This is a genomic window from Winogradskyella sp. KYW1333, from assembly GCF_003335675.1.
Classification (GTDB): domain Bacteria; phylum Bacteroidota; class Bacteroidia; order Flavobacteriales; family Flavobacteriaceae; genus Winogradskyella.
Genome location: NZ_QPHL01000016.1, coordinates 263,471 through 273,554 on the forward strand (window position 1 = coordinate 263,471; position 10,084 = coordinate 273,554).

A 10,084-nucleotide genomic window follows, 5' to 3' on the forward strand; every position below is an offset into this window, starting at 1 on the left:
TTTAAACTCGTCCTTTTAATGCATTAAAAACCCATGCAATTGCAAAAAATCCTATACCAACAGTTGCAAAACCCCATCCTGCTACATCATCATATCGATATGCACCCATTAAAATTAGTACTACTCCCATTATAATCATAAGCACTGTTGCCCATGCCAATACGGTATTCTTATTCATCGCCATTGTCTTAAAGTTTGAATTAGTTAGTTAGTTTTAAACAAATATCGTGAAATAAACTAAAAAAAGCATCCTATTGGCAGGATGCTTTTTTTGCTACAAATCATGTCTTCTGTTTAGTGCATTGGTACTTCGATAATTACAAGTTCTGAATTTTCAACGGAAACTATATCAACGGTATTAATTTCACTTATACCTATCGCATCTCTTTTAGATAAAGCTGTTCCGCCAACATTAATTTCTCCATCTGCAACAAAAATATAGATACCATTATCGTCAGACTTCAATTTTACTTCAATAGAATGATTAGATTCTAAGGTCGTTCTGTAAATGTAAGCTTGCTGACTAATAGGTAGTGCCTCACCTTCGATCTTATCTTTCGGTGCGACTAAAGTTTGAAGTTTGTTCAACTTACCTTCTTTGGAAAACTGATGTTGCTCATAATTAGGTTTTAAATTCATTTCTTCTGGAATAATCCAAAGCTGAAGAAAATTAACTTCATCAGTTTTACTGTCGTTAAACTCAGAATGTGTTAAACCAGTCCCTGCACTCATTACCTGAACTTCACCTACTTCAATAGCACGCTTATTACCCATACTGTCCTTATGTGATAAAGCACCTTTTAATGGAATTGAAATGATTTCTATATTTTGATGTGGATGCGTACCAAATCCCATTTTAGGTTGAACAATATCATCGTTTAAAACGCGTAACATACCAAAGTTCATCCGCTCAGGATTTTGATAACCTGCAAAACTGAATGTATGATACGATTTTAACCAACCATGATCTGCATATCCTCGAGTATTAGATTTGTGAATTATAGTTTTCATAATATTTTATTTTATCATTAATATTTAGCTTACTGGCAAAAAACCCATTTTGCCCATTTGATAATCTCTCATAGCTTCTAACAACTCAGTTTGTGTATTCATAACATACGGCCCATACGTAGCAACTTCTTCATTAATTGGTTCTCCTGATAGAAATAACAATAAGCTATCTTCTACAGCCTTAATTGCAAACCCATCACCATCTTGATTGAACCTTATTAATTGATTTTTATTCAATTCTAAGAGCACTTCATTATTTATAACAGCTTTTCCCTTTAACAAATAAATGAAGCCTTCATGAGTATTAGAATAATTAAATGATTCTTCCCCGCCTTTTTTTGCATGAATAATAAAAGAATTTACTGGCGTCTGAGATCTTATTTTTCCCTGAGCATCATTTAACCTACCTGCAATTACTTTTGTTACGACTTTTTGATCTTGAGATGTTAAAACCTCAAAATCATTGTCTCTAATATGCTGGTAATTTGGTTGCATCATCTTCTTTTCAGCGGGTAAATTGAGCCAAAGTTGTATACCTTCAATGGTTCCACCACGTTTTACGAACTCTTTTGATGGGCCTTCAGCATGTATTATACCCCTTCCAGAAGTAGTCCATTGTACATCGCCTGTCTTTACAATACTTTCATTACCTAATGAGTCACGATGTAATTGCTCGCCTTGCACCAAAAAAGTAACTGGTTCAAATCCACGATGTGGATGTGGTCCTAGGTCAAAAGGATTGCTTCTTTCGTTTATTTCATAAGGACCATAATGATGCAAAAGAATAAATGGATCAATCATTTCAATTTGCTGGGTCGGTAAAGGTTGACGTAGACGAATTGGACCCATATTAACGAAATCACTTCGTCCTACTCTTTTAATAGTGTTATTTTTCATTTGTTTTTCTCCTTTTAAGTTATTTTCCATGGAGAATAATTAGTTAAAAAAATGCATTAGCGCATTTTATCTAATAGATCACTTAATTGTTTAGCTTCATCTTCATCTATATTCTTAAGCAAATCTTTGTTTAGGTTTTTGGGAATAGACTCTAATAATTCTTTTCCTTCTTTCGTTATAACGATCTTAACCACACGCCTATCATGCTCTGACGGTAATCTTTCAATATAATTTTTAGCACACAATTTATCCATTAAGCGCGTTGCATTTGGTGAACGCTCTAACATCCTGTCTTTAATAGTCTGAACTTTTAGCGGTTCGCCAGCTCCTCTTAATATCCTAAGAATATTATACTGTTGAGGTGAAATACCAAACTCCTTAAAAAATTCGTTTTGACAACTAGTAATCCAGTTGGCTGTATAAATTATGTTCAAAAGAGCCTTTACTCTATTATTTGGAAACGTTGAATTGATATCCTTGGCTAAATCTCCCATATTAAAATCTTATATCATTATAATCACTTTTCTTATTAAATACTGCATTTGCAAAAGGGCAAAGTGGCATAATTTTAATATTCTTGAGTCGTGCAAATTTCACCGAGGCCTCCACAAGCTTATATCCTAAGCCTTGACCTTTTAATGTGTCATCAACTTCCGTATGATCTATTATAATCTTATCGGGTCCAGCATAGCTATCTGTTATTGACACAAGCTTCTTACCTTCTGATTCTAGAAAGAATTCGCCTTTTTTATTATCATCATATTGTTGAATATTCATGACTATAGACTTTCTTGAAATTGATTCACCTCTTCTAGCAAATCATTGTTCAAATCTTCATTTATAATTTTACCATCCTTAAAATTATCATAGAAAGAAGGTAGTGAAAATTTCCCTACAATATTGGCATCATGTCTTGGAAAACGTTCTGAAGCCATTTCTAATACTGATGCTCCACCCCTTCCACCAGGTGATGACGCCATTAACAACATTGGCTTACCTAAAAATGTTTTTTGTTCCACACGGCTCGCCCAGTCAAAAATATTTTTAAAAGCTCCTGAGTATGCTCCATTATATTCAGCAAGTGAAATTATAATACCATCTGCACCTCTAATTTCATCCACAAAAGCAACTGCCTCATTTGGGTGACCAGATTCATTTTCTCTATCTGAACTATAAATTGGCATTTCAAAGTCGTTCAAATCTAGAACCTTTACTTTTACATTATCAACCAAACTTGAAGCATATGTTGCGAGTTGTTCATTTATTGACGTGCTACTGTTACTACCAGCTAATGCGATTATTTTTTTCATGATCTATTTTTTATTTAATTCTTCTATAAAATATGTACGATACCATTAATAGTATTAGCGCCATTAAAGCTCCCATGTGTTCACCATCATTTATCATATAATGAGCAAAAAAGGCAAGGATAAACGCAAAAAAGAAACCAGAATAAGCCCATTCCTTTAGACTATATAATCCTGGCAACCATAACAAAACAATGCCTACTAGTTTTATAACACCATAAGGATAAATAAGATAGGTTGGATATCCAAAATTTGTAAAGGCTACTTCAATATCATCGTGTTTAAAAAAATACATGCTTATTGAAAACAACATCATAACTGTTAATAATGCTGTTGCTACATAATAAATAATTCTATCTCTTTTCATTTTTAATTGTTTTAGTTAAACAAATGTATGTAAAATAAATTTATATTCCTAGGTATATATTTCCATGTAATTAATATTTAACATTTCATTTTGAAATTGGTGTTAAATTATAATACTTATGTTTCGTAAATTCGTAAAATAGAAAAACACATTAATGGATATCAAGTTCAATAAAAACGAAGACCACAATAAACTTCTACTCTCTACCCTTAATAGAAAATTTAATAAAGTAAAACTAGGAGGAGGAGAAAAAAGCATTGCTAAACATCATAGCAAGGGTAAAATGACAGCTAGAGAAAGGATTGATTATCTACTAGACCCAAAATCAAAATCAATCGAAATTGGTGCATTTGCTGGTGAAGACATGTATCCTGAATATGGTGGTTGTCCATCTGGTGGTGTTATAGTGAAGATTGGATATGTAAAAGGAAAACAGTGTATAGTTGTTGCTAATGATGCCACTGTAAAAGCCGGAGCTTGGTTTCCAATTACCGGTACAAAGAATTTGAGAGCTCAAGAAATTGCAATTGAAAACAGGTTACCAATTATATATCTGGTTGATAGCGCTGGTGTATTCCTTCCGATGCAAGATGAGATATTTCCTGATAAAGAACATTTTGGTAGAATATTTAGAAACAATGCTGTAATGAGCAGTATGGGAATTACCCAAATTGCTGCAGTTATGGGTAGTTGTGTTGCTGGAGGCGCATATTTGCCTATTATGAGCGATGAAGCTCTTATCGTAGATAAAACAGGAAGCATTTTCTTGGCTGGTAGTTATTTAGTTAAGGCAGCCATAGGAGAAACAATAGATAACGAAACTCTTGGTGGTGCAACGACACATTGTGAAATTTCTGGGGTTACAGATTATAAGGCTAAAGATGATAAGGATGCCTTGGATACTATTAAAAATATAGTTGACAAAATTGGTGATTACGACAAGGCTGGATATAATAGAATTAAGTCGGCGAAACCAACTGAAAATCCTGAGGATATTTATGGTATAATACCAAAGAGCAGAGCTGATCAATATGATATGAATGAAATAATCAAGCGATTAGTAGATAACTCTGAATTTGAAGAATACAAAGCTGGTTATGGACAAACTATAATTACTGGTTATGCACGTATTGACGGTTGGGCTGTTGGTATTGTGGCCAATCAAAGGCAAATTGTAAAAACTAAAGGTGCTAAAACCAAGCCTAGCGAAATGCAATTTGGTGGTGTTATTTACAATGACTCAGCAGATAAAGCCACAAGATTTATATCTAATTGTAATCAAAAGAAAATTCCGTTAGTATTCCTACAAGATGTCACAGGATTTATGGTTGGCAGCAAATCTGAGCATGGAGGCATTATAAAAGACGGTGCCAAAATGGTTAATGCGGTTAGTAATTCTGTAGTGCCAAAATTTACAGTTGTAATTGGTAATAGTTATGGTGCAGGTAATTACGCTATGTGCGGAAAAGCCTATGACCCAAGATTAATTTTTGCATGGCCTAGTGCTGAATTGGCTGTAATGAGTGGTAAATCTGCAGCCAAAGTTCTTTTACAGATAGAAACAGCTTCTTTGAAAAAGAAAGGTGAAAAAATCACTAAAGAAAAAGAAGAGGAACTTTTCAATAAAATAAAGTCGCGCTACGATAATCAAGTCTCACCATATTATGCTGCGGCAAGACTTTGGACTGATGCCGTAATAGATCCATTAGATACTAGGAAATGGATTAGTATGGGTATTGAAGCAGCAAACCACGCTCCTATTGAAAAGCCATTTAATTTAGGTGTGCTTCAGGTTTAATTCCCTTGATGATCTTTTACCCTCGGAATAGTAAGTAATTTTGTTTGCCTACCATTTACATATCTAAAGCCATCTTTGCCCCAGAAACCAGCTTCTTCGAGCATAATCCGTATATCTCGTTTCCATTCTGGTATGGTCACAGTTGTGTTTAGTTCAATGGCGTAGACGGTATTTTCATGCAGTGGATAGTCACCATTTACTGGCACACCGCCTTGTGAATCCCACATGCCTAATGTTGTACCTGAACTATGTCCATAAGTACCTAGTGGATGAGTGTATATCGCAGGTCTTAAACCTTCTGCCTTTCCTTGTTCTAATGATTCTCTTAATACATCGTTTCCTGTTTTACCTGTTTTGAAATTCGAAGTGAAAATGTCTTGGATACGATTCCCGTCTTTCAATGCATTCTGTAGATATTTTGGAGGCTCTTTTTCATTTGGCCTTAAAACATATGCCAATTCTTGGCAATCTGTATTAAGTCTTAAATAGGTAATCCCAAAATCACAATGCACCAAATCACCAGGAACAATGACCATATTTTCAGGTCTGTTTGAAAAAGCATAAAGATGGTTCCCTAACTCTTCAGCCGTCCTTTGAACGTCAACAGTAGGATGAAACCAAGTCTCAAGCCCTAATGATGTTACCTTGTCTCTCATCCACCACTCTACATCTGTTGTTGTTGTTATTCCTGGCGTAATAACTTTTTCAGAAAAAGCCTCAGCAATTATACCATGTGTTATATCAACTAACTGATTGTAGATAACCATTTCTTTTTCACTCCTTGTTTCTATCCATCCAATGGCAAGTTTCTCGGCAGATACTACTTTAGACTTCAGTTTATTTGGCAGAACGGCCATAAATTCTTCATAATCTGTTTTAACAATACCATCACATATGTTAAAATTATTAGAGTAATTTAAACCAATTACCTCAGGATTGCGTTCATTTATAATGTCTACTAAGCGTTTCCACTGATTTGGCTCTTTCTCTTTGTCCCAAGCCGAAATAATATTTTCACCAAAGTTATAACGTGCAACAGCTAATTTTTCAATGGTATTTTGTGTTTTGTTTCTATAGAATACTAAAATTGTTCTTCGTCTTGCATTTAACCATGTTGCTGGCAACATAGTTTTTAAAACAGGGTCCTCATTATATTCTCTTGAAATTAAAACCCACATATCAATCCCAGCGCTATCCATTAATTCAGGCAATAAATTATTGAATCTGTCCTTCAATATTTCGTCCACAACTTGAGCACGTTGCTTCTCTTGCAATATTTGTTGAGCGTTAATGCTTGAAGTAAATAAAATAATGAGTAGAAATATATTTTTCATGAATAACTTAATTTTGTCCCGAATTTACCAAAATTAAACCATAAAAAAAGGATGCATTTTGCATCCTTTTTAATTCTGTATATATAATCTTAAGCTGTACCTGCTCTTTTTGCCTTTCTCTCTTCTTTTATTTCCTTGAATCGCTCAATTGCTGAACCAAATACCCAATAAGGTATAACAAACGTTAAAAGGAATATCATCAACCAAAATCCAATTGTTAATATGGTTAAAAAAGCTAAAAATCCTAAGTATTGATCAAATTCAAACATAATAGCGGTTCGTTTATCCGTTGCAAAGATAAAACCAATTAATAAGTTTTACAATAGCATTTTTGAGTTTTATCAACAGATTATTAAAAATATTATCGAAGATTAAAAGTTCCTAACGTGATAATCTACAAGACCGTCAATTGGTCTACGAACAAAATTACCAACCTTGAATCCATATTCCTTTGATACTTCATGTATTTCTTCTTGAGCAAAAAATGCAATAGATCCTGCAAAATGAACAGGTACACCATTGTTTATTTCTTCCCTAAATTGAAGGATCATATTTTCACTAAATATTCTAAACCCTTTTTTAATAAGATCCTTGATATAATCGGAATCTTTATTTAAAAACATAAATTCCGCAAAATTCGCTAAATATGCATTAGGATTTGGCTGTTTATAAAGATTGTATTTAATGTGATCGGCTTCTAATTCATATTTATGTTCAAATGCAAGTTTTATGGTCTCAGGCATTTTATTAAAGTAGTAATCCCTAATTAATTCTTTACCATAATAATTACCACTTGCATCATCCATTAAAGTATATCCCAAACTTAAAACTCTTTGGTGAAGATGAACACCATCAAAATAACTACAGTTTGATCCTGTTCCCATGATGCAAACTACAGCTTTTTCATCATTAGAACTTATGGTTGCTCTTACTGCTGCCATAGTATCTTCTTTTACCTCAACATGAGCCTTCAAGAAAATTAACTTTAAAACATGCGTTAACATGAGCCTTGGCTTTTCAGTTCCACAACCAGCACCATAAAAGAAGACATGCGTTACATCATCCTTAAGAGCCATTAATTCTTCGCTCTTATTAATGATTTTGGTCAATTTCTTCTCACTTAGAATAGCTGGATTTAACCCTTTAGTTCTTATTTTTTCAGCTAATCTTTTACCTGTGTTGTCAATAACAATCCAGTCACATTTTGTGGAACCACCATCTGTAATTAATATCATAAAGCCAAAACTTAAAAATTCCGCAGGAGACCTTAATTCAATGACCTACGGAATTTTTGAATTAATACTAATTTGTTATAGATTGTTAATTCTTTGAGCTAAATCAACCATCTTGTTTGAATATCCAAACTCATTATCGTACCAAGAAATTAATTTAAAGAAATTTGAATTAAGTTCAATTGAGGCGTCTGCATCAAAAACACTTGTTCTTTCTTCACTTACAAAATCTTGAGATACAACAGCCTCATCTGTATAACCTAAAACACCACTCATAGATTCATTTGCTGCTTTTTTCATTGCATCTTTTATTTCCTCTAATGAAGTAGCTGAATTTGTTTTTACTGTTAAATCTACAACAGAAACATCCGCTGTTGGCACTCTAAATGCCATACCTGTTAATTTACCATCTAATTCTGGAATAACTTTCCCCACTGCTTTTGCAGCACCAGTAGATGACGGTATAATATTAACAATTGCTGAACGTCCTAATCTGTAATTTTTTCGTGAAGGTGCATCTACCGTATATTGAGTAGAGGTTGCAGCATGAATTGTTGTCATTAATCCCTCTTTAATCCCAAAATTATCTTCAATGACTTTGGCAATAGGTGCTAAACAGTTTGTAGTACAAGATGCATTAGACACAATATTATGTCTTGATGTTAATTTATCATCATTTACACCCATAACAAACATTGGTGCATCTTTACTTGGTGCAGAAATAACTACTTTTTTTGCGCCACCATCAATATGATATTGTGCCGTTTCCAAAGTTGTAAAAATACCTGTACACTCTGCAACAACATCAGCTCCTACTTCATCCCATTTCAAATTTTTAGGATCTTTTTCTGCTGTTATTCTAATTGTTTTTCCGTCAACAACTAAGTTTCCGTCTTTAACTTGAATGTCTCCATCGAATCTACCATGAACTGAGTCATATTTTAAAAGGTAAGCTAGATGTTCTACATCTAATAAATCATTTATCGCAACAACATCTACATCATCTCTTTTTACTGTTGCTCTAAAAACAATTCTACCTATTCTACCAAATCCGTTTATTCCTAACTTTAAGTTTGACATTTTTTTATAATTTAATTTATTGTGTTCTAAGTTTATATTGACATTATATCTGAAACTCTAAGAAGTTCCATATTTATTTTAGATTTACCTTTTACAGCTTGATCAAAAGGTGTCAACTCCATGATGTCATTTTTTAATCCAACCATGAAATTACTTTTACCAACTATTAGACTTTCTACAGCCTTTACTCCCATTCTACTTGCTAATACACGATCAAAACAAGATGGTGATCCGCCACGTTGCATGTGACCTAAAACAGATACTCTGACTTCGTATTCCGATAGGTTTTGATCTACATAGTCTTTGAGTTCAAAAACATTTTTACCTATTTTATCTCCTTCAGCAACAACAACTATACTAGACGATTTTCCGGATTGCTTACTTCTTCTCAAGGATTCTAACAATCTATCTAATCCTAAGTCCTCTTCTGGTATAAGAATCTCTTCTGCACCTGCTCCTACACCTACATTAAGAGCTATATGCCCAACATCTCGCCCCATAACTTCAATAAAGAATAACCTATTATGAGAACTTGCTGTATCTCTAATTTTATCAATTACATCAACAACTGTATTTAGAGCTGTATCATAACCTAATGTATGGGTGGTACCGAAAATATCATTATCAATAGTACCAGGTATTCCCATTACAGGAAAATTAAATTCCTGATTAAATATCATAGCACCTGTAAAACTGCCATCACCACCAATAACTACAAAAGCATCAATCCCTGCCTTTGTCAATTGATTGAAAGCTTTTTGTCTTCCTTTTTTTGTTCTAAATTCTTGTGAACGAGCGGACTTTAATATAGTTCCTCCTTTATTAATAATTCCCTTAACACTGCGTGCGTCCATTTTTACAAAATCGCCATCAATCATTCCTTCATAACCTCTGTAAATTCCAAAACATTCAACGTTGTGAAAAGCGCATGTTCTTACAACAGACCTAACAGCAGCATTCATTCCTGGAGAGTCTCCTCCAGATGTCATTACTCCAATTTTTTTAATGGTTTGTAACATTTTTTAATTTATTTCCAGTAAAACTAATAAACAATCTAT

At 33.6% G+C, this 10,084-nt stretch carries 13 protein-coding genes; 1 reads left to right on the forward strand and 12 read right to left on the reverse strand.

From position 1 onward, the window contains the following. Position 1 precedes the first annotated feature (1 nt). The 7 genes from DUZ96_RS08755 to DUZ96_RS08785 form a co-directional block, all read right to left on the reverse strand. Complete coding sequence (locus tag DUZ96_RS08755) at positions 2-184, reverse strand: CAL67264 family membrane protein (RefSeq protein WP_019387444.1); 183 nt, start codon at positions 182-184, stop codon at positions 2-4. Positions 185-294: 110 nt separating this feature from the next. Further along, positions 295-1,011, reverse strand: coding sequence for a pirin family protein (locus tag DUZ96_RS08760; RefSeq protein ID WP_114301560.1), 717 nt, complete (start codon positions 1,009-1,011; stop codon positions 295-297). Between the two features lie 24 nt (positions 1,012-1,035). Continuing rightward, positions 1,036-1,938: a pirin family protein gene (locus DUZ96_RS08765; protein WP_114301561.1), complete on the reverse strand. Its 903-nt coding sequence runs from the start codon at positions 1,936-1,938 to the stop codon at positions 1,036-1,038. A gap of 26 nt (positions 1,939-1,964) precedes the next feature. Then, the gene (locus tag DUZ96_RS08770; RefSeq protein WP_114301562.1) at positions 1,965-2,402 is read right to left on the reverse strand and encodes a MarR family winged helix-turn-helix transcriptional regulator; all 438 of its coding nucleotides are present in this window, start codon (positions 2,400-2,402) and stop codon (positions 1,965-1,967) included. 1 nt (position 2,403) lies between these two features. Continuing rightward, positions 2,404-2,685, reverse strand: a complete 282-nt coding sequence (locus DUZ96_RS08775) for a GNAT family N-acetyltransferase (protein WP_114301563.1) — start codon at positions 2,683-2,685, stop codon at positions 2,404-2,406. 2 nt (positions 2,686-2,687) lie between these two features. Beyond that, positions 2,688-3,218 (reverse strand): NADPH-dependent FMN reductase, encoded by a 531-nt coding sequence (locus DUZ96_RS08780; RefSeq protein WP_114301564.1) that lies wholly within the window; start codon positions 3,216-3,218, stop codon positions 2,688-2,690. Positions 3,219-3,228: 10 nt separating this feature from the next. Beyond that, positions 3,229-3,582 (reverse strand): DoxX family protein, encoded by a 354-nt coding sequence (locus tag DUZ96_RS08785; RefSeq protein WP_114301565.1) that lies wholly within the window; start codon positions 3,580-3,582, stop codon positions 3,229-3,231. Positions 3,583-3,736: 154 nt separating this feature from the next. Between DUZ96_RS08785 and DUZ96_RS08790 the strand changes: the two genes are divergently transcribed. Further along, the gene (locus tag DUZ96_RS08790) at positions 3,737-5,380 is read left to right on the forward strand and encodes an acyl-CoA carboxylase subunit beta (protein WP_114301566.1); all 1,644 of its coding nucleotides are present in this window, start codon (positions 3,737-3,739) and stop codon (positions 5,378-5,380) included. Here DUZ96_RS08790 and DUZ96_RS08795 read toward each other — a convergent pair. The 5 genes from DUZ96_RS08795 to pfkA form a co-directional block, all read right to left on the reverse strand. After that, the gene (locus tag DUZ96_RS08795; RefSeq protein WP_114301567.1) at positions 5,377-6,714 is read right to left on the reverse strand and encodes a M24 family metallopeptidase; all 1,338 of its coding nucleotides are present in this window, start codon (positions 6,712-6,714) and stop codon (positions 5,377-5,379) included. The genes DUZ96_RS08790 and DUZ96_RS08795 overlap by 4 nt on opposite strands. Positions 6,715-6,803: 89 nt before the next feature. Next, positions 6,804-6,983, reverse strand: coding sequence for a hypothetical protein (locus DUZ96_RS08800; RefSeq protein WP_114301568.1), 180 nt, complete (start codon positions 6,981-6,983; stop codon positions 6,804-6,806). 102 nt (positions 6,984-7,085) lie between these two features. Beyond that, the gene (locus DUZ96_RS08805; RefSeq protein ID WP_114301569.1) at positions 7,086-7,949 is read right to left on the reverse strand and encodes an N-acetylglucosamine kinase; all 864 of its coding nucleotides are present in this window, start codon (positions 7,947-7,949) and stop codon (positions 7,086-7,088) included. A gap of 75 nt (positions 7,950-8,024) precedes the next feature. Next, positions 8,025-9,026, reverse strand: coding sequence for a type I glyceraldehyde-3-phosphate dehydrogenase (gene gap, locus DUZ96_RS08810; RefSeq protein WP_114301570.1), 1,002 nt, complete (start codon positions 9,024-9,026; stop codon positions 8,025-8,027). 32 nt (positions 9,027-9,058) lie between these two features. Beyond that, on the reverse strand, positions 9,059-10,045 hold the full coding sequence (gene pfkA / locus DUZ96_RS08815) for a 6-phosphofructokinase (protein WP_114301571.1): 987 nt from the start codon (positions 10,043-10,045) through the stop codon (positions 9,059-9,061). Between the last annotated feature and the right edge of the window lie 39 nt (positions 10,046-10,084).